Here is a 22,553-nt window from a genome sequence, read left to right as displayed (position 1 = left end):
CGTCGGGCGGGCTGCCCGCGATCGAGGAGTTGGGGATCATGAAGCTGTTGCGAGTCGGTACGGCGGGGTCGGAGCGGCCCGCGCTGCTCGACGCCGACGGGACCCTGCGAGACCTGTCGGGCGTCGTGACGGACATCGACGGCGAGCTGCTCGCCGACGAGGGCGCGCTCGGCCGGATACGGTCCGCCGCCGAGGCCGGTGAACTGCCCGCCCTGGACGGCACCGGGCTGCGCGTCGGCCCGCCGGTGGGACGCATCGGCAAGATCGTGTGCATCGGGCTGAACTACCACGACCACGCCCGCGAGACCGGGGCCGAGCCGCCCGCCGAGCCGGTCGTCTTCTTCAAGGCGCCGGACACGGTGGTCGGACCGCACGACACGGTGCTCGTGCCGCGCGGCTCCACCAAGACCGACTGGGAGGTGGAGCTGGCGGTCGTCATCGGGCGCACCGCCCGCTACCTGGAGTCGGCCGAGGAGGGACTCGCCTGTGTCGCCGGGTACGCGGTCGCGCACGACGTGTCCGAGCGGGAGTTCCAGATCGAGCGCGGCGGGACTTGGGACAAGGGCAAGAACTGCGAGACGTTCAACCCGCTGGGCCCGTGGCTGGTGACCGCCGACGAGGTGCCCGACCCGCAGCGGCTGTCGCTGCGGCTGTGGGTGAACGGCGAGCTGAAGCAGGACGGGACGACCGCGGAGCAGATCTTCCCCGTGGGGGAGGTCGTGCGGTACGTCAGCCGGTTCATGGTGCTGCGTCCCGGAGACGTCATCAACACCGGGACGCCGGCGGGGGTGGCGATGGGCCGGCCCGAGCCGAAGCCGTACCTGCGGGCCGGGGACGTGGTCGAGCTGGAGGTCGAGGGACTGGGGCGGCAGCGGCAGGAACTCAAGGGGGCGTAGGCGCTCCGCCGGGGCGCCGGGCGGAACCACGGGTGGCGGAGCCGCACGCGTCACCGCCCCGCGCCCCACGTGCCCTGCCCTCAGTCCAGGAGCGCGGCGAGCCGGCGCCAGCCCTCCCTCGGGAGGCGGGCCATGTCGTCCTCCACCAGCTGGAGGGCCACGTGGTCGGCGCCCGCGGCGTGGAAGGCGTCGATGCGGGCGCGGATCGCGGCCTCGTCGCCCCAGGCGAACACGGCGTCGATGAGGCGGTCACTGCCGCCGGCCGTGACGTCGTCGTCCGTGAAGCCGAGGTTCAGGAAGTTCCTGGTGTAGTTCGGCAGCTTCAGGTACATGGCGAGATAGGCGCGGGCCGTCGCACGGGCGCGGGACGGGTCGGAGTCGAGGACGACCTTGAACTCCGGGGCCAGCAGCTGCCCCTCGCCGAGCCGCTCGCGGGCCTGCGCGGTGTGCTCGGGCGTGACCAGGTACGGGATCGCGCCCGCCGCCCGGTCCCGGGACAGGTCCAGCATCTTCGGGCCGAGCGCCGCCAGCACCCGGTGGCCGGAGCGCATCCCGGCTTGGTCCAGCTCGTCCAGGTACCCGACCATCGTCGAGTACGGGCGGCGGTACCCCTCCGCGATCGGGGCGTGACTCACCCCGAGGCCGAGCACGAAGCGGCCCGGATGGGACACCTCCAGCTCGGCGAAGCCCGCCGCCGCCTCGGACGCCTTGTGCTCCCAGATGCTCTGGATGCTGGTGCCGACCACGATCCGCCCGGTCGCCGCGATCAGCGGGGCGGCGTTCCGGGCGGCGCTGTTGCCGCCGAGCCACAGGGCGCCGTAGCCGAGCCGCTCCAGCTCGGCGGCGGCCTCGGCGCGTTCCGCCGCGCCCTCCGGGTCCTCCGAGCGCAGCTGGCCGCTCCAGACGCCGTACCGTCCGACCGATTCCTTCAGGGAAGCCGTCGCCTCGTTCATCGGTTGTGATCCCTCCGGTGGGTGCCGTGATCGTCCCGTGCGTCTGCCTGAAAACCACGGGTAACCCACCGCTGATTCCCCGACCACCCCGCCCGGGGCCGGTCGGGCTACTCGCCCAGGAACCGCTCCAGCGCCTCGACGACCAGCCGGTGGTCCTCCACCTGCGGCAGCCCGGAGACCGTCACCGCGCCCACGACGCCGACCTCGGCGACGGCGATCGGGAAGGAGCCGCCGTGCGCCGCGTACGTGTCGGGGTCGAGCCGCGAGGACTCCTCGAAGGTCGTGCCCTTGGCCCGGAAGCGCGAGCCGACCAGGTACGAGGCCGAGCCGTACCGCTCCACGACACGGCGCTTGCGGGCGATCCAGGCGTCGTTGTCGGGGGTCGAGCCGGGCAGCGCGGCGTGGAAGAGCTGCTGTCCGGCGCGGTGGATGTCGATGGCCACCGGGGCCTCGCGCTCCCGGGCCAGCTCGACGAGCAGCGAGCCCAGCGCCCACGCGTCGTCGTGGGTGAACCGGCGGAAGACCAGGCGGCGTTCCTGCTCCTCCAGCTCCGCGACGGTGGGGGTCGTCGGTGCGGTGCTCACAGGGCCACCACCACTGAGTCGCGGGCGGACCGGCGGGCCGCCTCCAGTACGTCCAGGGCGGCGGCCGCCGCCAGCGCGTCCACCGGGTTCGGGCCGTCCTCGCGCAGGGCCCTCGCCACCGCCGCGTAGTACGCGGGGTAGTCGCCCGGGACGGTCGCCGCCACCTGCCCGCCGCCGGTCGGCGGGGAGTCACCGGCGCCGACGCGGCCCCACAGCGACTCGTCCTCCTCGCCCCAGCCGGGACCAGGCCGCTTGCCCTCGCGCAGCGCCGCCTCCTGCGGGTCGAGGCCGTGCTTGACATAGCCCGCCTTCGAGCCGAGCACCCGGAAGCGGGGGCCGAGCCGGGCGGCGGTGGAGGAGACGTAGAGGTGGGAGCGGACGCCGTTCGCGTGGGTGAGCGCGAGGAACGTGTCGTCGTCCGCCGCCGCGCCCGCCCGCCGGACCACGGACTCGGCGTACACCTGCGTGACCGGGCCGAAGAGGACGAGGGCCTGGTCGACGACGTGGCTGCCCAGGTCGTACAGGAGACCGCCGATCTCCGCCGGGTCGCCGGACTCGCGCCAGCCGCCCTTCGGCTTCGGCCGCCAGCGCTCGAAGCGGGACTCGAAGCGCCACACCTCGCCCAGCGCGTCCTCGGCGAGCAGCTTCCGCAGGGTCAGGAAGTCGTTGTCCCAGCGCCGGTTCTGGAAGACGGAGAGCAGCAGGCCGCGCTCCTCGGCCAGCGTCGCCAGCGCACGCGCCTCGGCCGCCGTGCCCGCCACCGGCTTGTCCACCACGACCGGCAGCCCGGCCTCCAGGGCACGGGTCGCGAGCGGTACGTGCGTCTTGTTCGGGGACGCGACGACGACCAGGTCCAGCTCGGCGGCCCGGTCGAACAGCTCGTCGGGCGTGGCGACGGTACGCACGTCCGGGAACTCGGCGCGGGCCTGCCGCTGCCGCTCCGGATTCGAGGTGACGACCGTGTCCAGGGCCAGGTCCTCGGTGGCGGCGATCAGCGGGGCGTGGAAGACGGAGCCCGCGAGGCCGTAGCCGACGAGGCCGACACGCAGAGGGGGAGTGCCGGGAGGGGTAGCAGTCATGCGCCCTACTTTCGCAACGGTGTTGCCAAAGTGCAAGCGCCGGGGACAATGGGGGAGTGAACAGGAGCAACGGCGGGGGCACGGGGATCGGCGGAGGTACGGGCGCGGGCGGCGCCAACCTGCTCGCCCTGCGCAGCCACAACACCGCCCTGGTGCTCGACCTGCTGCGCACCGCCGGCGGCGAGGGCATCAGCCGGCTGGAACTCGCCGAGCGCACCGGGCTCACCCCGCAGGCGGTCAGCAAGATCACGGCGCGGCTCCGCGGCGAGGGCCTGGCCGCCGAGGCCGGACGCCGCGCGTCCACCGGCGGCAAGCCGCGCACGGTCCTGCGCCTGGTCCCCGGGGCGGGTCACGCCCTCGGCGTCCACCTGGACCGCGACGAGCTGCGGGCCGTGCTGGTCGACCTCGACGGCACCGTGGTGGCGGAGCGGCGCGCCCCGCTGGACCTGGGCGCGGGGGCGGAGACCGTGCTGGAGGGGGTGGCGCGGGCGGCGGAGGAACTCGCGGCGGAGGGGCTGGGGCCTCCCGTCCCGCAGGGCGCGGACGCTCGTCCGCGGGGCGGTGCCCTCGCCGCCGCTCCCACCCTCCTCGGGCTCGGGGTCGCCCTTCCGGGGCCCCTCGACCACGTCCGCGGTGTGCTGCACCGGGTCACCGGCTTCCCGGAGTGGGACGGCTACCCGCTGCGGGACGCGCTGGAGCGGCGGCTGGACGTGCCGGTCGTCGTCGACAAGGACACCAACGCGGCGGCGCTCGGCCTCGCGGTCGCCGGCACGGGAAACGGGGAGCGTGGCGGCGGCGCCGGGGCCGGCTCCTTCGCGTACCTGCACCTCGGTACGGGACTCGGCGCCGGTCTCGTCTTCGGCGGGGGCGTGCACCGGGGCGCCCGGACCGGCGCCGGCGAGTTCGGGCACCAGGTCGTCCAGCTCGACGGACCGCCCTGCACCTGCGGCGACCGGGGCTGCGTAGAGGCCCTGTGCCTCGCCGCCGTCGCCCGCGGGGACCTCGCGGAGGCGGCCAGGGTGCTGGGCGCGGGCGCCGCCAACCTCGCCGGGCTGCTGGACATCGACGAGGTGCTGCTCGGCGGCCGTACCGTCGCCGCCGCGCCCGAGGCCTTCGTCCACGGCGTCGGCGCGGTCCTGGACGCCCGCGCCCGGCGCGAGGGCGGTCACGACGGCGCCGTACCGGTGCGGCTCGCGTCGGGTGGGCCGCGCGGCGTCGCGGAGGGCGCGGCCCAGCTGCTGCTCGCCCCGCTCTTCGGCCGCGGCAACGGCGGCTGACCGGCCCCGCCGCACGGAGCCCCACCGCCAAGCCGGCCCCTGGTGCCGCGCCGCCGCCGACGCGGTCGCGGCGCCGTACCGGTGCGGCTCGCGCCGGGTGGGCCGCGCGGCGTCGCGGAGGGCGCGGCCCAGCTGCTGCTCGCCCCGCTCTTCGGCCGCGGCAACGGCGGCTGACCGGCCCGGCCGCACGGAGCCCCACCGCCAGCCGGCCCCTGGTGCCGCGCCGCCGCCGACACGGTTGCTGTCGACATGGCTGCCGTCCTCGCCGACCGGGCGGAAGGCGCGAGGGCCACGGGCGCGGTGCTCCGCGCCGAAGCCGGACGTGAACCCCACGACCGGGCCCTGCGCGAGCTCGTCGGCGAACCGGCCAGGCTCAGCCCCGGCCTCCGCACCGGGTGGGCCCAGTCACGACGTCCGCATCCGTCCCGAAGACGTCAAGCGGCTCGACCATCCCGAAGCCGGCCGTCCGGAGACGACCTTCCGCCGGCTGAACCCGCCCCGAACCCGCCCCTTGCCCCGACGGGCCGTCCACGACCTGATCATCCACACCGCCGAGCCGGGCACCCCCGCGGAGGACCGCCTCAAACTCCTCGCACCCGTCGACGCCCGGAAGGAAGCCGCCGGAAGCTGAGACGGCCGTTCCCCCAAGATCCCGCACTGTCTAGGCTGGGACGCACGCAGGACCGCGCAGGCAGGAGACCCGCACATGGCAGACCGCAAGCCCATCGAGTCGTGGCTCACCGACATGGACGGGGTCCTCATCCACGAAGGCGTGCCGATCCCCGGCGCCGACGCCTTCATCAAGAGGCTCCGCGAATCCGGCAAGCCCTTCCTGGTCCTGACCAACAACTCGATCTACACCCCGCGCGACCTGCACGCCCGGCTGCGCCGCATGGGGCTGGAAGTGCCGATCGACTCCATCTGGACCTCGGCGCTGGCCACCGCCCAGTTCCTGGAGGACCAGCGGCCCGGCGGCTCGGCGTACGTCATCGGCGAGGCGGGCCTGACCACGGCCCTGCACGACATCGGCTACATCCTCACCGACCACGACCCCGACTACGTGGTCCTCGGCGAGACCCGCACCTACTCCTTCGAGGCCATGACGAAGGCGGTACGGCTGATCAACGCCGGCGCCCGCTTCATCTGCACCAACCCCGACGAGACCGGTCCCTCCGCCGAGGGGCCGCTGCCGGCGACCGGCGCGGTGGCCGCCCTGATCACCAAGGCGACCGGCAAGCAGCCGTACTTCGCGGGCAAGCCCAACCCGCTGATGATGCGCACCGGGCTCAACGCGATCGGCGCCCACTCCGAGACCAGCGCGATGATCGGCGACCGCATGGACACCGACGTGCTGGCCGGCATGGAGGCCGGGATGCAGACCTTCCTCGTCCTGACCGGCCTGACCCGGCCCGAGCAGGTCGAGAACTTCCCGTACCGCCCGTCCCAGGTGGTCGACTCCATCGCGGACCTCGTGGAACGGGTCTGAAACGCGCATCTCCTCCGCATGACCCGATCGGAGTAGCCCCGGCCCGCGCGGGATGCGGTGCCGGGACTCGCGGGGCAACCTCCAGGTAACTGGAGGTACACGATGGGCTCACTGAAAGTCACACTCTGTGCGGGTGCCGCGCTGGCCACCGCGCTGTGCGCACCGGCGGCCTATACCTACGCGGCGGACGGCGGCGGCGTCTCCGTGACACCGTCCTCGCCCGCCCCCGGCACCGACGTCACGCTCCGCGTGCCCGACTGCACCGAGAAGACGGCCGTCGCCGTGTCCGCGGCCTTCGAGTCGGACGTACGGCTCGGCGTGGCCGCGGGGGACGGCGTCCTCGTCGGCTCCAGCCGGGTCCGCACCAGCGTGCGGGCCGGTGTGTACGCGGTGCAGGTCAAGTGCGGCGAGCAGGCGCGCAGGGGCACCATCACCGTCCACGACGCGGGCCGCCCGTCCGCACCGGCCTCGCCCGTCGCCCCCGTCGACGCGGGCGGCGGCGGCACCGCCGAGCTGGCCGCGTCGGAGAGCGGGGACGGGGCGCGCGTCGATCCCCCCGGCACGGCGCACACCGTGACCGGCCTGGTGCTCGCGGGCATCGCCGCCGTCGCCGTGGCACTGCGCAGCGTCCGCAGCCGGAGCCGCAGGACGGACTGACCATGTCCGAACAGGACGAGCAGAACGAACAGGATGAGCAGAACGAACGGGACGAGCAGGACACCGCACGGAAGACCGCGCCGGAGACCGCGCCGACGACCGCCGCCCCCGGCGGGCGCCTGGTCACCGGCATCGCCTGGACGGTGCTGCTCCTCGGGCTGTGGCTCTGGGGCCGCGAGGCCACCGACGTGCGCGAGGGCATATCCCGGCCGGCCACCGGCGACATGGCGGCCGCCGGGCGGCCCCCCGACGTCCCGCTGCCCCCGGCCCACGCACCCCTCGACGACGCCCGGCCGCAGCGCCTCGACGTCCCCGAACTCGGCATCGACGCCCCCGTCGTGGCCCGCGGCCTCGACGACAAGGGCGCGATCGAACCACCCCCCTTCGACCGGCCCGGCTCCGTCGGCTGGTACGCGGCAGGCGTCACGCCCGGAGCGGCAGGCACCGCCCTGATGGTCGGCCACGTCGACACCGAGACCAGGCCCGCCGTGTTCTACGAGCTCAGCACCCTCGAACCCGGCGAGACGATCCGGGTGGCCCGCGACGACGCGGAGGTCGCCGAGTTCACCGTCGACGACGTCCAGGTCCTCACCCGCGACGGCTTCGACGCCCAGCAGGCCTACGGCCCCCGCGACACCGGCCGCTCCGAACTCCGCCTCATCACCTGCGGCGGCACCTTCGACCACACCACCGACAGCTACACGGCCAACGTCGTCGTCTCCGCCTACCTGACCGGAACCGGCTCCTAGAACGGAGCCCGGCCCCGGGGTCGGGAACCGCCGTGGGCGCAGGAGGTGTATGTCAGGATTGAGCCTCGGAACAGTGCACCCAGGGGGGTTGGATGTACGGCAGCAAGCCGGCCGGAAACATGTCCAGGAGGCGGGCTGCGTCGGCGGCGGCACTCGGAGCGGCGGCCCTGCTGCTCGCGGCCTGCTCCTCGTCCGGCGACGGGGACGACAAGGGTGCGGGCGCCGGGATCACCCAGCAGCCCAAGGAGGCCGACCCGTTCTGGGTCAACCCCGACGGCAACGCGGCCCACCAGGTCGCGTCCATGGCCGACGCGGGCAAGAAGGACCAGGCCGAGGAGATCCGCAAGATCGCCCAGCAGCCGACCGGTGAATGGATCAGCCCGGAGAACCCCGAGGAGCAGGCCCGCGGCTTCACCGAGGCCGCCGACGAGGCCGACCGCACCGCGCTGCTCGTCCTCTACAACATCCCGCACCGCGACTGCGGACAGTACTCCGAGGGCGGCGCCGCCGACGGCGACGCCTACCGGTCCTTCGTCGACGGCGTCGCCAAGGGCATCGGCGACCGTGCCGCCACCGTCGTCCTGGAACCGGACGCGGTGCTCCACCTCGTCGACGGCTGCACCCCGCAGGAGTTCCACGAGGAGCGCTACGACCTCCTCAAGGGCGCGATCGCCAAGCTCGGCGCCCTGAAGAACACCAAGGTGTACCTGGACGCGGGCAACGCCGGCTGGGGCCACCCCGACCAGATCTTCGACCCCCTGACACGGGCCGGGATCGACCAGGCCGACGGCTTCGCGGTCAACGTGTCGAACTTCTACACCACCGAGGACTCCATCGCCTACGGCAAGCAGCTCTCCGCCAAGGTGGGCGGCAAGCCCTTCGTCATCGACACCAGCCGCAACGGCAACGGCCCCTACACCGAGGGCGCCCCGGACGAACGCTGGTGCAACCCTCCCGGCCGGGCCCTGGGCGAAACCCCGACGACGAAGACCGCCGACCCACTGGTCGACGCCTACCTGTGGGTCAAGCGCCCCGGAGAGTCGGACGGCGAGTGCAAGGGCGGCCCGAAGGCGGGCGAGTGGTATCCGGAGTACGCCTTGAGTCTGGCCGAGGGCACTGGGTGACGCCGGGTCCCGCGCCCCAACGGGGCGCGGGACCCGCGCGACCAGCCACGACGAACCCGCAGGTGAACAACGGCCGAGCAGCGCGGCGCTACGGCACCCGCACCCACTCCGCCTTACTCGGCGTCCCCTCACCGTCCGTCACGAACATCATGTACCACCCCGACTGCACCAGGTTCTTCCCCTCCGGCACCGTCACCGTCAGCTTGTCCCCGTCCGCCTTGAAGTCCAGCGCGATCGACCGCTGATCCACGTCCGTGACGTGGGTCGACGCGCTCGGCCGGATCAGCCGCACCTTCTTGACCGTCGACGCCGCCCGTGACGTGAACGTCCCCGACTCACCGCGCGCGATGGTCTGCGGGCCGCCCGACAGGTCGGGCCGCGAGTCGCGGTACAGGTACGGCGGCGTGTAGATCTCGATCCGCTGCTCGAACTTGCCCGGCTTGGTGTTGGCCTTGTCGGCGTAGAGCGAGTCCGAGCCGAAGAACATCAGGCGCCCGTCGGGCAGCAGGATCGAACCGGAGTGGTAGTTGCGCCCCACCAGCGGATCGGCGACCCGTTCGAACGAGTTCGTGTCCGGGTGATAGAGCCGCGCCTGAAGGATGTTGGAGTCGCCGCGGCCCCGGTAGTCCTCCGAGCCGCCGGAGACCAGCACACTGTCGTCGGGCAGGATCGAGGCCTGTGGATAGCGCGTGCCCTTCTCCAGTGACGGCCCGTCCACGAACTTCGGGTCGTCCGCCTTGAGGTCGGCGATCCGGGTCTTCTCGCTGGACAGCTCGGACTCGCCGACCCCGCCGCCGCCGATCACCATGTACTTCTCGTCCTGCGCGGGCGGCAGCAGCACGGTGTTCGCCGTCTCCAGCATCTTCGCGTCGCTCATGCCGGGGACCTTGGTGAACTTGTTGGTGTCCACGTCCCAGATGCCCGGGGTACGGCCGACGTCGTCGGGCCCGTACCCCGCGTTGGCACCCGAGTAGAAGACCTTGCCGTTCTGCATCAGGAACAGCGCCGGGTACGTCGGGAACTGGCGGACCTTGTCGGTGTAGGTCCACTCCTTGGTCTTCGGGTCGTAGACCTCGTTCTTGCCGGGGACCAGCTGGCCGATGTCGTCGAGGCCGGAGACGCTGAGGATCTTGCCGTCGCCCAGGGTGGTGAGCGTCGGGTACCAGCGGGCCTCGTGCATCGGGTCGACCTTGATGTACTTCTCGGCGACCGGGTCGAACTCGAAGGCGTCCCGGATGCCCTGGAAGTCCTTCTTGTCGAGGGCGAGCTTCTGCGCGATGCCGTACGTGTTGCGGGCGTCGGCACCCGACAGGCCCTGGATGCGGTAGTTGTCCTCCGTTCCCGTCTCGTACTCGCTGCCGCTCTTCTGCGCCTCGACGTAGATCCGGCCGAGGCCCGGGTCGTTGCGCAGGAACTCGCCGGTCGCCGGGTCGAAGACCTTCTTGGCGCGGGGCACCAGGACCGGGTCCTTGGAGACGAAGGTCTTGCCGTTCTCCTTGCCGGTGAACTTGGTGCCCGCCGGGAGGGTGATCGGCTTGTCCGGGTTCTCGTTGTGGACGACCATCAGGCCGCCGGCCTTGGTGACGTCGCCCTTGAGCTTCTCGTACCGCTTGGTGCCGCCCGCGATCAGCAGATTGCCGTTGGCGAGCTGCGTGTGTCCGGTGCAGAACAGGTCGGACGGCGTCGGCACCTTCTTGATGGTGCCCTTGACGGGGTCCCAGATCCGGGTGTCGTACTGCTTGTCGTCGGAGTTGTCCTGGTTGTTGCCGGACCCGGCGACCATCAGCACCTTGCCGGTGCGCAGCAGTGCCGCGTGGATGGTGTTCTGCCGGTACTTCTCGGGAAATTCGACGATCTCCCACTTGCCGTTGGCGGCCTTGTACTCCGGCTGATTGATCTTGTACTGGTGGTATTTCTCGGTGCTGAAGCGGTAGAGCCACGGCCCGTTCATCCCGGCCAGCGCGACTACCACCGCCGTACCTATCGCGAAGCGACGGGCGCGGCGGCGGCCGGCACGGTCTTTCATTCCTTACGTCCCCCAAGTCCACCAAGGGCGATCTGCATGGTCTGGTCGTCTCCCCCGTCGCCGGGGGCGGCCCAGTTGGGCCTCTGCTGCGGCGCGTGCTGTCCGTACGGCGCCTGCTGCTGCGACGGGACCCGCGGTGCGGGCTCCGCCGCCGCGACCGGCGGTTGCTTCTTCGCCTTCCTCAGCTCGTGGCGCCAGGCGAACATCGGCGACGCGGTGATCAGCAGCGCGAACGTCGCCCAGATGATCATCGCGGGGTGCGAGTGGCCGTAGACGAAGCCGGCGGCGATCGAGCCACCGAAGATCACGATGAAGTACCAGTGGTAGCGGAAGGTGCCGAACAGCGTGTCCGGGCTGGCCGAGTCGCCCTTCGGGGTCACCACGAACTTGCTCTTGCGGCGCAGCACGGAGTCGACGAGCGCCTTCGCGTACAGCGGCGCCGACAGCGCGGACATGATCATGCCGGCCACGCCGCCGGAGCCCTCCGGCTCGTGCGGGGAGACGTTGTGGCGGCGGTTCCAGACGTACAGGCCGATCTGGAGCGCGGAGGCGTTGCCGTAGAGCATCAGCCAGACCGCCGGGTCGATGTTGACGCCGGACGCGCCCAGGCCCAGGAACAGGCAGCAGCTCAGCGCCGCCAGGATCCAGTTCAGGGCCGACATCGGATAGAAGATGATCATCATCGTGTAGTTGAAGAGCTTGCTCGGCGGCAGCGAGTACCAGCCCTTCCAGTACTGCTTGAGGATCGTCTCGTACGTCCCCCGCGACCAGCGCATCTGCTGGGTGAAGAAGTCCGTCCAGGCGTTCGGGCCCTCGCCGACCGCGAGCACGTCCGGGGTGTAGACCGAGCGCCACTTGCGGCCGGTGGCCGGGTTCTTGTGGCGGTGCATCTCGAACCCGGTCGCCATATCCTCGGTGATCGAGTCGTACAGGCCGCCGATCTGCTTGAGCGCCCTGATGCGCACCGCGTTGGAGGTGCCCACGAACATCGGCCCGCCGTAGCGGTTGCCGGCGCGCTGGATCAGCGCGTGGAAGAGGAACTGCTGCGACTCGGCGGCCTTGGTGATCGGGTTGTCGTAGTTGCCGTAGACCTGCGGGCCGATGACGAAGCCGACGTCCGGGTCGCGGAAGAAGCCGAGCATCCGCTCCAGGTAGTTCGGCAGCGGCACGTGGTCGGTGTCGACGGAGGCGAAGAAGTCGTAGTCGTCGCCGTGCGCGTCCAGCCAGGCGTTGTAGTTGCCGTGCTTGGTCTTGGCGCGGTGCGGGCCCTTCTTCCGGTTCCACTTGGCGACGCCCTTGCGGGAGAAGTGGTGCACGCCCAGGCGCGCGCACACCTCCTTCACCTCCGGGTCGTCGCCCTCGTCGAGGAGCCAGACGTGCAGCAGACCGCGGTGGCGGATCTTCACGGCCGCCTCCAGGGTCTTCGTCACCATCTCCAGCGGCTCCTTGCCGGGCACGAAGGAGGTGAGGAAGGCGACCTTGGTGCCGGTCTCGGGCACCACCGGGACCGGGTCGCGGGCGACCAGGGTGGCGTGCGCGTTCGACAGCACGTTCAGACAGCGGAACAGCTCGATCAGGCCGATCGCGACGAGCATCACGATGTCGAGCGCGGGCAGCCAGGAGAAGGCCACGTAGTCGCGCTCGGTCCAGTGCTCCGGCTGGAGCAGCCAGACCAGCAGCACCACCGACAGCAGCGGGGCGGCGGCCAGCATCAGGGCGACCCTGATGCGATGCGGCTCCTGCGAGATCAGCGAGCGGTACTGCACCCGGTACGGCTTGTTCGGGTCGGGCTGGGTGAGGGGGCCCGCGAGGCGGCTGTAGTGCTCGTAGTCGTACTTCGGCAGCGTCTTCTTTATCCGGCGGAACGAACCGGTGTTCCAGTTCCGGTGCCCGGGCACCCGGAGCTGGGTGGTCTGGGACGGGTCGTGGTCCGGCCCGGCGCCCGTCGGCGTCGACGTCATGAGTCATTCCCCCCACACGCGGGTCATGCGTGTTTCGTCGCTTCCTTCGCCTGTACCGGTCCCCCTCGACCGTCACGGACGTCACAGTGGTGGGTCACTGTCACCACGGCATCCACACCTTATATAGACATGGAATGGCGACCCCCGGTTGCATGATGCCCCCCTCGGCACCCCCTCGGCACCCGCCCCCCAACCGGACCAGGGTTCTACGGCGTTCGTCATGATCGCAAGATGCCCCGGTCCCGGATACGCCGAAGGCCCCCCGTGTGATACGGAGGGCCTTCGACCGTCGGTGCGCCGCCAGGGACTCGAACCCCGGACCCGCTGATTAAGAGTCAGCTGCTCTAACCAACTGAGCTAGCGGCGCCTGCTGACCTGCGCAACTCTACCCGATGCCGACCGGTGCTCCGGACCACCGCCGGGCTCACCCGCGGGGCCGTCCCGTCGGCCGGGTACATCATTCGGACCGTCAACATGCGAGTGATGAAGACAGTTGCGAAACTGGCCGACATGTACCGATGTGCACCGCCGCGGACCTGTCCACCGGGAGTGTGAGGGGAATCGCATGGAGACTCCCGTATTCGAGGAGATCGAGCCCGCGAGAGACTGCGACTGCGCCGGCTGCCGCCACTGGCGGCGCGTTCTGCCGCACGCCCCGGCGGGCCGCGCGCTCGCCCATCCGGCGGCGTACCGCACGCTGGTCGTGGCCACCGCCGCTGCTTCCGTCACCGCCGTGTCCGCCCTCGGTGCGGGCGGCGCGGCGGCGCTCCCGGCGGCCGCGCACGCCCCCCATCGGCCGGCCGTTCCCGCAGCCGACGAGCCCGGCACCCCCCAGGGACCGCGAGCCCCGCTGCACGGCCCCGTCGGCCGGCCCGCGGCGCCCCCGGCCGGTGCGGAACTGGCCGGCATCACCCGTACGGAGATCATCGACCGGGCCAGGAGCTGGGTGGCCGCGAAGGTGCCGTACAGCATGACCGCCTACTGGTCCGACGGCTACCGGCAGGACTGCTCGGGCTTCGTGTCGATGGCCTGGAAACTGCCGGCCAACGAGTGGACGGGGAGCCTCGGCACTGTCGCCGACCGCATCACCAAGGAGGAGTTGCAGCCCGGCGACATCCTGCTCTTCCACAACGCGTCCGACCCCCAGAAGGGCTCCCACGTGGTGATCTTCGGCGGCTGGACGGACGGCACCCGCACCGCCTACACGGCGTACGAACAGACCCCGCCGCGCACCCGGAAGCTCGACACGCCCTACGCCTACTGGAGCAACTCCGCCCAGTACCTGCCGTACCGCTACAAGGGGGTGGCGGCGAGCGGCGCGGGCAAGGCGGGCGCGGCGGGCACCGAGGAGGCGCCGCCCGGGGCCGCGGGCCCCGCCTCGCACGGGGTGGCCGGATACCCCGGCCGGGCGATGTTCCGGCCGGGCGCGGACAACCCGTACGTCACCCGGCTCGGCAGGCAGCTGGTGAGGAAGGGATTCGGCACGCACTACAAGAGAGGGCCGGGGCCGCGCTGGAGCGAGGCGGACCGACGGGGCGTCGAGGCCTTCCAGCGCGCCCAGGGCTGGCGCGGCGGAGCGGCGGACGGCTACCCGGGCCCGGAGACCTGGCGGCGGCTCTTCTCCTGAGCGCACCGGGGTGATCATCCGTTCATGACGCGTCTGGCGCGGAGGCTGGAGCACGCATGAGTACGACATCGTCAACGAACCCGGAGTCCGCGGCGGCGGCACCGGAGGAGTCCGCGGCGGCGGCCGGTCAGCGGCCCGCCCGGCTCATCCACAACGAGGCCACCACCGAGATCCCCGTCCATCTGCTGTTCCGCGACGACCCCGATCCGGTGCCGGTACCGCTGCGGCCCGCGGTCGTCGCGCGCCGGCCCGGGCCGGGGGAGCGCACCGGGGTACGGCCGGGCGCGCGGCGGCCCGTCGCGGCGCGCCCGCGCCCGGCACCGCGCATCGACCCGGAGCTGACGGAGCGTCCGGCCCGGGTGCTGCCCGGCGCCGCGGGCGTGGCCGCCGGTCTGTGCGGGGCGGCCGGGTGCGCAGGCACCACCTGGTGGGCGGGTCTCGTACCGCCGCTCGCGGCGCAGGCGCTGGGGCTGCCGGCGTACGCGGGCGCCGGGCTCGGGCCCGCGCAGTGGGCGGCGTACGCGGCCGCGGGGGCGCTGGGCATGTTCGGGTTCGGGGGGCTGGCCCGGGGCCGGACCGGACGGGCCTGGGTGCTCGGCCTGTTCGGCCGCTACCGGGGGACGGTGCGGCGCACCGGCCTGATGTGGGTGAACCCGCTGCTGCTGCGCCGCCGGGTGGACGTGCGGCTGCGGCACTGGCGCAGCGAGCCGATGCCCGCGGCGGACGGCAACGGGGTGGCGCTGCGGGCGGTGACGCTGGTGGTGTGGCGGGTGCGGGACACCGCGAAGGCCACGCTGGGCGTCGAGGACCACGAGACGTATCTGCGCGAGTGCGTCGAGGCGGCGCTGGCCCGGGTCCCGGTGGAGCCGCTCGGCACGGTGCGCAGCTCGGCGGACGTGGCCGGGGACACGCTGACCCGGCTGGTGGCGGCGGACGCGGCGCCGGTCGGCCTGGAGGTGTTCTCGGTGCGGCCGGTCCGGGTGGAGTACGCCCCCGAGGTCGCCGCCGCGATGCACCGGCGCCGGATCGCCGCGCTGGACGCCGCGCAGCGGGCGAGCGTGCTCACCTCGGTCGTGGACTCGGTGGAGGACACGGTGACCCGGCTGACCGTGCGCGGGCTGGTGGAGCTGGACGACTACGAGCGCAAGGTGCTCGTGAAGGACCTGACGGTGGCGTTCTGCGCGGGACGGGGGGACACGGGGCACTGACCCGTTCCGCGTTTGGTATGGACATGTTCAATTGTCGGCAATAATCTGAGACTTGGTCTAGACCTGCACGGTTCATCTGCACGGCTCACTGAACTTCCCCTGAACTTCCCCACACGTCACAGGGAGCAGCAGTATGCGCACAAGGACCAAGTTGTACGCGGCCGCGCTGGGCATGGCGACCACCGGAGCCCTCGTGCTCTCGTCCGGCGGCGCCAGCGGTCACGGCTACACCGACCTGCCCGTCAGCCGGCAGAAGGTGTGCCAGAACGGCACGGTCGGCGGATGCGGCGCCATCCAGTGGGAGCCGCAGAGCGTGGAGGGGCCCAAGGGCTTCCCGGCCTCCGGGCCGGCCGACGGCAAGATCTGTTCCGCCGGGCACGGGTCGTTCGCCGCGCTCGACAGCCCCAAGCAGCCGAACGGCCAGGCGTGGCCGACCACCAGGGTGAACGGCGGGCAGAGCTACACCTTCCGCTGGCAGTTCACCGCCCGGCACGCCACGACCGACTTCAAGTACTACGTCACCAGGCCGGGCTGGAACCAGAACCACAACCTGACCCGGTCCGACCTCAACCTCACCCCGTTCTTCACGGTGCCCTACGGCGGCAAGCAGCCCCCGGCCACGCTCTCCCACAGCGGCACCCTGCCGACCGGGCTGAGCGGACACCACGTGATCCTCGCGGTGTGGACGGTCCACGACACGGGCAACGCGTTCTACGCCTGCTCGGACGTCACCTTCTGAACAGCGGAAGGGCCCCCTCGCCGAGCGAGGGGGCCCTTCCTTCTGTGCGCCGCCAGGGACTCGAACCCCGGACCCGCTGATTAAGAGTCAGCTGCTCTAACCAACTGAGCTAGCGGCGCATGACTCCCGCCGTCCGCTTCGCGCGGCCAGCGACGACGAAAATACTACCCGGTCCCGGGCAGTGCTCGTGACCAGCGCCGGGGCGGGGGTCCCGGCGACCGGACGGGCCCTAGATCGCCAGCGACAGCAGCACCGGTGCCGCGCTCCGGTTCAGCTCGTCCGCGGCGCGGCGCAGCCGGTGCGCGTGCTCGACCGGGAGCGACAGGGCCAGGCAGCCCACGGCGGAACCGGCGGTGATCGGGACGGCCGCGCAGACCGTGCCCACCGCGTACTCCTGGAGGTCGAGGACGGGCACGGTGGCCGGCTGGGACTCCAGCCGGGACAGCAGCAGCTTGTCGCTGGTGATGGTGCGCGAGGTCAGGCGGGCCATCCGGTGCCGGGCCAGATGGTCGCGGCGGCCCGCGTGGTCCAGCTGGGTCAGCAGCGACTTGCCCACCGCGGTGGCGTGCGCCGAGACGCGGAAGTCCACCCACTCGTTCACCCTGGGCGCGGCCGGGCTGTCGGCGTACTGGGTGACGCTGACCTCGCCGTCGACGTACCGGCTGATGTAGACGGCCGCGCCCACCGAGTCGCGCAGCCCCTCCAGGGTGCGCTGGAGCTTCTCGCGCAGCGCCTGCTCGCGGCCCTGGGCCGAGCCGAGGCGGGCCAGCGCCTCCCCGGTGACGTACGCGCCGTCGGCGGTCTGCTCGACGTATGCCTCGCGGCGCAGCATCCGCAGGAGCGTGGTCAGGCGCTCCGGGGCGATGCCGCTCTCGCGGGCGATCTCGGTGTCGGTGACACCGGAGGTGTGCCGCGCCACCGTCTCCAGGACGCGCAGGGCGTCCTCGGTCGAGTGGTGCGGCGCGGTCGGCCTGTGCTGCAGCGCCACGGTGGTCTCCCCCTGCGCTCGCTGGTGCATCCCTGCGTTCACGATAGCCGCCAAGAGGCCTCTCGTGAGGGGGTGTTGACCGGATTTCGGGGCCCTGATCTGCGACGCAGACCCCGTGGCATATGCCATTGGCCTGCCCCAACGTCCCGACCTCGGACGTTGGGGCGGCTGCGCCGCGCAATTACAGGACGGCGCTGAGAAACTCGCGCGTCCGGTCGTGCTCCGGCTCGCTGAAGATCTTCTCCGGTGCGCCGGCCTCGATGACCCGGCCCGAGTCGAACATCAGGACCTGGTCCGAGATGTCCCGGGCGAAGTTCATCTCGTGGGTCACGCAGAGCATGGTGATGTCCGTGCTGCGGGCGATGTCCCGCAGCAGGTCCAGGACGCCCGCGACCAGCTCCGGGTCGAGCGCCGAGGTCACCTCGTCGAGCAGCAGCACCTTCGGGCGCATCGCCAGCGCCCGGGCTATCGCCACCCGCTGCTGCTGGCCGCCGGAGAGCTGGGCCGGCCGGGCGTCGCACTTGTCCGCCAGGCCCACCATGTCGAGCAGGCCCTTGGCCCGCTCCACGGCCTCGTCCTTGGACATCCCGAGGACCGTGACCGGCGCCTCGGTGATGTTGCGCAGGACGCTCATGTTCGGGAACAGGTTGAACTGCTGGAACACCATCCCGATCTGCTTGCGGACCTCGCGCCGCTCCTTCTCGGTCGCCGGGAAGAGCTTCTGCCCGTCCACGGTGATCGTGCCCTCGTCGGGCTTGAGGAGCGTCATCAGCAGCCGCAGGATCGTCGTCTTGCCCGAACCGGACGGGCCGATCAGGGTGACGTGCTTGCCTGCGTCGACGGAGAAGTCCAGGTGGTCGAGGACGGTGTTGTCCCCGAACCGCTTGGTGACCTGCTCCAGGCGGATCAGCTCGCCGGAGCTGCGCTCGGGGCTTTTCTCGGGATTGGGGAGAGTGTCAGTGGGCAAGGCGTCGCTCCAGGGCTCGCAGGGCAAGGGAGGCCAGGTAGGAGATGATGATGAAGGCCACACCGATCACCGTCAGGGGCTCGGTGAACTGGAAGTTCTGCTGCGAGAACAGCCGCGCCTCGCCGAGCATCTCCAGCACCGTGATCGCCATCAGCAGCGGCGTGTCCTTCAGCATGGAGATCACGTAGTTGCCGAGGGCCGGGGTCACACGCCGGATCGCCTGCGGCAGGATCACGGCGGTCCAGGTCCGGCGCATCGGCAGGTTCAGCGCCGTCGCGGCCTCCCACTGGCCGACCGGCACCCCCTCGATGCCGGCCCGGTAGACCTGCATCGTGTACGTCGAGTAGTGCAGGCCGATGGCGACCACACCGGTGGTGAGCGCCGAGAAGGTGATGTTCCACTCGGGCAGCACGTAGAACAGGAAGAACAGCTGCACCAGCAGCGGCGTGTTGCGGACGAACTCGGTGACCACGCCGACCGGCCAGGTCACCCAGCGGCTCGGCACCCGCATCAGCAGCGCCCACACCAGGCCGAGGCCGAACGAGACCAGCGAGCCGAGGACCAGGATCTGCAGGGTGACCAGCAGCCCGTCCCAGAAGTGCGGCATGAAGTCGGAGACCGCGCTCCAGTCCCATTTCACGACACACCACTTCCCTCAGGCACGCGCACGGCCGCCGTCTTCTTCGCCGGCGCCTTTCCGACGCCCGCCTTCAGCTTCTTCTCCAGGCCGCGCATCACCCGCGTGAGCAGGAACGCGATCACGAAGTAGATCAGCAGGACGTACGTGTAGATCTCCGCGCTCTCCTGCAGCGCCAGGCGCACCAGGTTGGCGCTGAAGGCCAGGTCGCCCATGCCCATGATGGACACCAGGGCGGTGCCCTTGAGCAGTTCGATCAGCAGGTTGGAGAAGGGCGGGATCATCTCCGGCACCGCCTGCGGCAGCAGGATCAGCTTCATCCGCTGCCAGGGCGTGAAGCTGAGCGCGATGCCGCCCTCCTTCTGCGCCGGGTCGACCGCGGCGAGCGCGCCGCGCACGATCTCGGAGCCGTACGCCCCGTAGGTCAGCCCGAGCGCCAGCGTGCCCGCCCACATCGGCACCAGCTGCCAGCCGAAGGCGGGGGGCAGCACGAAGAAGACCCAGAAGATCATCACCAGCGCGGAGGTCCCCCGGAACACCTCGGTGTAGAGGCCCGCGAGGAAGCGGACGATCCACAGCCGGTGGGTGCGCGCGATGCCGGCCACGAAGGAGACGGCCGTCGCCAGCAGGGCGCTGAAGAAGAGCAGCTGGATGGTGACCCAGACGCCCTGGAGTACGAGTTCCCACAGTCCCGAGGTCATCCGCCGCAGAGCTCCTTCGCGGTCAGATCGGTCATCTCGTTCTCGGTGAAACCGAAGGGCTTGAGGATCCGCAGCAGTTCGCCGCTCTTCTTGAGCTTCTGGAGCTCGACGTTGAAGGCGTCCCGCAGGTTGGTCTCGTCCGGACGGAAGGCGAAACCGCCGCCGTCGATGTGCGGCTTGCCGCCGACGATGGGCGAGAAGGGCTCGGTCGCCTCCGCCTTGCTGGACTTCTTCACCACCTCGCGGACGGTCAGCGCGGTCCCCGCGAAGACGTCCACGCGCCCGGACTCGACGGCGTTGAGTCCGGCCACCTGGTCGGGGACGATCAGGATGTCGTCCTCCTTGTACCCGTGCTCCACCGCGTAGGCGATCTCGGCGTAGCCGGTGCCGGTCGCGAACTTCGCCTTCTTCTTGACGACGTCCTTGTAGTTGTGCAGCCCGAGCGGATTGCCCTTGCGCACGATGTACGCGTCGAGCATCTGGTAGTCGGGGTCGGAGAAGATGACCTGCTCGCAGCGGTCGGCGTTGATGTACATCCCGGCCGCCACGACGTCGAACTGCTGCGACGCCAGGCCCGGGATGAGGGAGCCGAACTCCGTCGGTACCGGCTGCACCCGGTCCACTCCGAGCCGCTTGAAGATGACCTTCGCCAGCTCCGGCGCCTCACCGGTCAGCTCGCCGTTCTTGTCGATGTACCCGAAGGGAACCTCGCCCGCGATGCCGAGCCGGGCCACTCCCTGTGCCCTGAGCCTGCCGAGAAGGTCACCGCCTTCCACGTCGGATGCGCTGGCCACCCGCGAGCAGCCGGCCGCCCCCAGCGCACCGAGCGCCGCGACCCCCGCGAGCAGCGACCGGCGGGTGGGCCCGGCTGTCCTGGACCTTTGGTCGGATATACCCCTTGGTGGGGTTCTGTGTGGTGGAGCCATGGGCGCGCAGCTACCCGAAGGTGGGCAGGTTATGCCGATCTTTTTCAGTCCGATACATCGGCCCGGCGCCCTTGACCGCGGGGCCGCGGGGCACTGCCATGGAGGGCATGGCTGATCGCTACATCGAAGTCTCGCTGGTCAAGCGCGGAATCACCTGCACGGCCCAACTGCTCGACGACCGGGCCCCGATCACCTGCGCGGCCGTCTGGGACGCGCTCCCCCTCGGCGGCGACGTGTACCACGCCAAATACGCCCGCAACGAGATCTACGCCCTTTTCCCGCCCTTCGCGACAACCGAACCGCCGTTGGAGAACCCGACGGTAACGCCCATTCCGGGCGACCTGTGCTATTTCGCCTTCGCCGGTGCCGAGCTGGGCACGAAGGCGTACGGCTACGACCGCGAGGTCCGCCCCGGCACCACCCTTGTCGACCTCGCCCTCTTCTACGAGCGCAACAACCTGCTCCTCAACGGCGACGTCGGCTGGGTCCCGGGCACCGTCTGGGGCCGCATCACCGAGGGCCTGGACGAGATGGCCGAGGCCTGCAACGACCTGTGGCGCACGGGGGCGGCGGGCGAGACGCTCAGCTTCCGCAGAGCGGCCTAGGTGTATTGACCCGCAGCGTTGTTGACGCGGGTGATGGGCGGGTGTCCGTGGAGTGCGGTGTGGCAGCGGTGGTGGTTGTAAGTGTGGAGGAAGTCTGCCAGGGCCGCTGTCCGCTCGGTGTTCGAGGTGTAGGGCCGCAGGTAGGCCCACTCGTCCAGGAGGGTGCGGTTGAAGCGTTCCACCTTGCCGTTGGTCTGCGGCCGGTAGGGCCGGATCTTCTTGTGGGCGATGCCCGCCGCGGTCAGGTTCTGGGTGAAGAGCTTGGACTTGTAGCAGGATCCGTTGTCGGTCAGCACGCGTTCAACGGTGATGCCGTGGCCGGCGAAGAACGCGTTGGCTCGTTGCCAGAAGGCGATGGCGGTGTGTTGGCGTTCGTCGGGCAGGACCTCGCTGTAGGCCAGGCGGGAGTGGTCGTCGACGGCCGAGTGGATGTAGCTGTAGCCGATCACCGGCGTGCAGCTCTTGCGCTCGTTGGTGGTGGCCTGGCGGTTGCGGTCGCCTGCGGTCCTGCCGACGGTTCGCCAGCCGCCGCCGTCGGGGATGTTGCCGAGTTTCTTGATGTCGACGTGGATCAGTTCGCCGGGCCTGGCGCGTTCGTAGCGGCGGATCGGCTCGCCGGTGGGCCGGTCCAGCCAGGCCAGCCGGTTCAGGCCGTGCCGGACCAGGATCCGGTGCACGGTCGAGGCGGGCAGGCCCAGGATCGGGCCGATCCTGGCCGGGCCGAGTTTGCGGCCGGTCCGCAGGCGGCAGACCCGAGCCTCGAGGGCGGCGGGAGTCCGGTGCGGGAGCGTGTGGGGCCGGCTGGAACGGTCGTGCAGGCCCGCGTCGCCCTCGGCCCGCCAGCGGCGGACCCATTTGTGGGCGGTGGGACGGGATATGCCCATCTCCGCGGCCACGTGCGCGACCGGTCGGCCCGCGAGGACACGTTCGACCAGGATCCGTCTGCCGTGAACGGTCAGCCGGGCATTACGGTGGGACACGAAGACCTCCGTGCGGTGAAGACTCGACACCTCCACCACACCGGAGGTCTTCGCCATGATCAAGCCCCGCGAGCGTCAACAACGCTCGTGATCAATACACCTAGGGGGCGTCGTTCGGGTCGGGCCGGCTCCGGGGCGGAGCCCTGGCGACCGACGACAACGCCGCTGGGGGCACCTTCCACGCCCTTCAGGCGGTGGGGGAGTGCGTGCCGGACCCCGCGACCCCGGCAAGATCCGGACGACACCCCCGGCTGCGGGCAGCCGCCACGCCGCCCCGGCTGTGGGCAGTCGTGCCTCCCTCGGTGCCTGATCGGCCTGGGAGGTACCCCCAGGGCGGGCACGAGTGGGCGGTGGGGGTACCTCCCGCTCGAGCGAAGCCGAGA

22 protein-coding genes, 2 tRNA genes and 1 pseudogene are annotated in these 22,553 nt (G+C 71.4%); 12 read left to right on the top strand and 13 right to left on the bottom strand.

The features are described from left to right. Positions 1-38 precede the first annotated feature (38 nt). Positions 39-896 (top strand): fumarylacetoacetate hydrolase family protein, encoded by an 858-nt coding sequence (locus tag C4J65_RS11405; protein ID WP_115742323.1) that lies wholly within the window; start codon positions 39-41, stop codon positions 894-896. A gap of 80 nt (positions 897-976) precedes the next feature. Here the strand turns inward: C4J65_RS11405 and C4J65_RS11400 are convergent, their stop codons facing one another. From C4J65_RS11400 to C4J65_RS11390, 3 genes are all read right to left on the bottom strand, one after another. Then, positions 977-1,849 carry an LLM class F420-dependent oxidoreductase gene (locus C4J65_RS11400; RefSeq protein WP_115742322.1) on the bottom strand — a complete coding sequence of 291 codons (873 nt, stop codon included), beginning with the start codon at positions 1,847-1,849 and terminating at the stop codon, positions 977-979. A 107-nt stretch (positions 1,850-1,956) separates the two neighbouring features. After that, complete coding sequence (locus C4J65_RS11395) at positions 1,957-2,433, bottom strand: heme-degrading domain-containing protein (RefSeq protein ID WP_115742321.1); 477 nt, start codon at positions 2,431-2,433, stop codon at positions 1,957-1,959. Further along, positions 2,430-3,512, bottom strand: coding sequence for a Gfo/Idh/MocA family oxidoreductase (locus C4J65_RS11390; protein WP_115742320.1), 1,083 nt, complete (start codon positions 3,510-3,512; stop codon positions 2,430-2,432). The genes C4J65_RS11395 and C4J65_RS11390 overlap by 4 nt, the downstream gene beginning before the upstream one ends. Before the next feature lie 56 nt (positions 3,513-3,568). Between C4J65_RS11390 and C4J65_RS11385 the strand changes: the two genes are divergently transcribed. The 7 genes and pseudogenes from C4J65_RS11385 (at position 3,569) to C4J65_RS11360 (ending at position 8,805) form a co-directional block, all read left to right on the top strand. Beyond that, entirely contained in the window at positions 3,569-4,789 is a 1,221-nt protein-coding gene (locus tag C4J65_RS11385) for an ROK family transcriptional regulator (RefSeq protein ID WP_115742319.1), read from the top strand. Positions 4,790-5,038: 249 nt separating this feature from the next. After that, positions 5,039-5,158, top strand: a pseudogene (locus tag C4J65_RS36575) (hypothetical protein); the annotation flags it as partial. Next, positions 5,112-5,420: a hypothetical protein gene (locus tag C4J65_RS37180; RefSeq protein ID WP_346265875.1), complete on the top strand. Its 309-nt coding sequence runs from the start codon at positions 5,112-5,114 to the stop codon at positions 5,418-5,420. The pseudogene C4J65_RS36575 and the gene C4J65_RS37180, both read left to right, overlap by 47 nt. A gap of 75 nt (positions 5,421-5,495) precedes the next feature. Further along, positions 5,496-6,275 (top strand): HAD-IIA family hydrolase, encoded by a 780-nt coding sequence (locus tag C4J65_RS11375; RefSeq protein ID WP_115742318.1) that lies wholly within the window; start codon positions 5,496-5,498, stop codon positions 6,273-6,275. 102 nt (positions 6,276-6,377) lie between these two features. Continuing rightward, positions 6,378-6,932, top strand: a complete 555-nt coding sequence (locus C4J65_RS11370; RefSeq protein WP_115742317.1) for a hypothetical protein — start codon at positions 6,378-6,380, stop codon at positions 6,930-6,932. Between the two features lie 2 nt (positions 6,933-6,934). Beyond that, a complete protein-coding gene (locus tag C4J65_RS11365; protein ID WP_115742316.1) occupies positions 6,935-7,681 on the top strand; it encodes a class F sortase in 747 nt (248 codons plus the stop codon). 92 nt (positions 7,682-7,773) lie between these two features. Beyond that, positions 7,774-8,805, top strand: a complete 1,032-nt coding sequence (locus C4J65_RS11360) for a glycoside hydrolase family 6 protein (RefSeq protein ID WP_162833140.1) — start codon at positions 7,774-7,776, stop codon at positions 8,803-8,805. Between the two features lie 88 nt (positions 8,806-8,893). Here C4J65_RS11360 and C4J65_RS11355 read toward each other — a convergent pair whose 3' ends face one another. The 3 genes from C4J65_RS11355 to C4J65_RS11345 all read right to left on the bottom strand — a co-directional run bounded on the left by C4J65_RS11355 (position 8,894) and on the right by C4J65_RS11345 (position 13,159). Further along, entirely contained in the window at positions 8,894-10,831 is a 1,938-nt protein-coding gene (locus C4J65_RS11355; protein WP_115742315.1) for a kelch motif-containing protein, read from the bottom strand. Continuing rightward, positions 10,828-12,792 (bottom strand): cellulose synthase catalytic subunit, encoded by a 1,965-nt coding sequence (locus C4J65_RS11350; RefSeq protein WP_115742314.1) that lies wholly within the window; start codon positions 12,790-12,792, stop codon positions 10,828-10,830. Before C4J65_RS11350 ends, C4J65_RS11355 begins: the two co-directional genes overlap by 4 nt. A 293-nt stretch (positions 12,793-13,085) precedes the next feature. Next, a tRNA-Lys gene (locus tag C4J65_RS11345) sits at positions 13,086-13,159 on the bottom strand. Between the two features lie 198 nt (positions 13,160-13,357). Between C4J65_RS11345 and C4J65_RS11340 the strand changes: the two genes are divergently transcribed. The 3 genes from C4J65_RS11340 to C4J65_RS11330 all read left to right on the top strand — a co-directional run bounded on the left by C4J65_RS11340 (position 13,358) and on the right by C4J65_RS11330 (position 16,366). Beyond that, complete coding sequence (locus tag C4J65_RS11340) at positions 13,358-14,419, top strand: peptidoglycan-binding protein (protein WP_115742313.1); 1,062 nt, start codon at positions 13,358-13,360, stop codon at positions 14,417-14,419. Between the two features lie 56 nt (positions 14,420-14,475). Further along, positions 14,476-15,627, top strand: coding sequence for an SPFH domain-containing protein (locus C4J65_RS11335; RefSeq protein ID WP_115742312.1), 1,152 nt, complete (start codon positions 14,476-14,478; stop codon positions 15,625-15,627). A 133-nt stretch (positions 15,628-15,760) separates the two neighbouring features. Then, positions 15,761-16,366: a lytic polysaccharide monooxygenase gene (locus tag C4J65_RS11330; RefSeq protein ID WP_115742311.1), complete on the top strand. Its 606-nt coding sequence runs from the start codon at positions 15,761-15,763 to the stop codon at positions 16,364-16,366. Positions 16,367-16,411: 45 nt separating this feature from the next. Here the strand turns inward: C4J65_RS11330 and C4J65_RS11325 are convergent. The 6 genes from C4J65_RS11325 to ehuB form a co-directional block, all read right to left on the bottom strand. Then, a tRNA-Lys gene (locus C4J65_RS11325) sits at positions 16,412-16,485 on the bottom strand. Between the two features lie 110 nt (positions 16,486-16,595). Further along, the gene (locus tag C4J65_RS11320) at positions 16,596-17,354 is read right to left on the bottom strand and encodes an IclR family transcriptional regulator C-terminal domain-containing protein (protein WP_162833560.1); all 759 of its coding nucleotides are present in this window, start codon (positions 17,352-17,354) and stop codon (positions 16,596-16,598) included. A 181-nt stretch (positions 17,355-17,535) separates the two neighbouring features. After that, the gene (gene ehuA / locus C4J65_RS11315) at positions 17,536-18,321 is read right to left on the bottom strand and encodes an ectoine/hydroxyectoine ABC transporter ATP-binding protein EhuA (RefSeq protein ID WP_059300561.1); all 786 of its coding nucleotides are present in this window, start codon (positions 18,319-18,321) and stop codon (positions 17,536-17,538) included. Beyond that, positions 18,311-18,961 (bottom strand): ectoine/hydroxyectoine ABC transporter permease subunit EhuD, encoded by a 651-nt coding sequence (gene ehuD, locus C4J65_RS11310; RefSeq protein WP_115742310.1) that lies wholly within the window; start codon positions 18,959-18,961, stop codon positions 18,311-18,313. Before ehuD ends, ehuA begins: the two co-directional genes overlap by 11 nt. Then, positions 18,958-19,659, bottom strand: coding sequence for an ectoine/hydroxyectoine ABC transporter permease subunit EhuC (ehuC, locus tag C4J65_RS11305; RefSeq protein ID WP_115742309.1), 702 nt, complete (start codon positions 19,657-19,659; stop codon positions 18,958-18,960). Before ehuC ends, ehuD begins: the two co-directional genes overlap by 4 nt. Further along, on the bottom strand, positions 19,656-20,585 hold the full coding sequence (ehuB, locus tag C4J65_RS11300; protein WP_115742308.1) for an ectoine/hydroxyectoine ABC transporter substrate-binding protein EhuB: 930 nt from the start codon (positions 20,583-20,585) through the stop codon (positions 19,656-19,658). The genes ehuC and ehuB overlap by 4 nt, the downstream gene beginning before the upstream one ends. A gap of 107 nt (positions 20,586-20,692) precedes the next feature. Here ehuB and C4J65_RS11295 point away from each other — a divergent pair, with 107 nt between their 5' ends. After that, positions 20,693-21,190, top strand: coding sequence for a DUF3830 family protein (locus tag C4J65_RS11295; protein ID WP_162833139.1), 498 nt, complete (start codon positions 20,693-20,695; stop codon positions 21,188-21,190). On the opposite strand, the gene C4J65_RS11290 is transcribed toward C4J65_RS11295, so the two are convergent. Beyond that, positions 21,187-22,170, bottom strand: coding sequence for an IS481 family transposase (locus C4J65_RS11290; RefSeq protein WP_115742306.1), 984 nt, complete (start codon positions 22,168-22,170; stop codon positions 21,187-21,189). The two genes, C4J65_RS11295 and C4J65_RS11290, sit on opposite strands and share 4 nt — an antisense overlap. Between the last annotated feature and the right edge of the window lie 383 nt (positions 22,171-22,553).

It is taken from the genome of Streptomyces sp. CB09001, assembly GCF_003369795.1.
GTDB lineage: Bacteria > Actinomycetota > Actinomycetes > Streptomycetales > Streptomycetaceae > Streptomyces.
The sequence above is the reverse complement of the archived record's forward strand: the minus strand, read 5'-3'. Positions and strand labels throughout refer to the sequence as shown.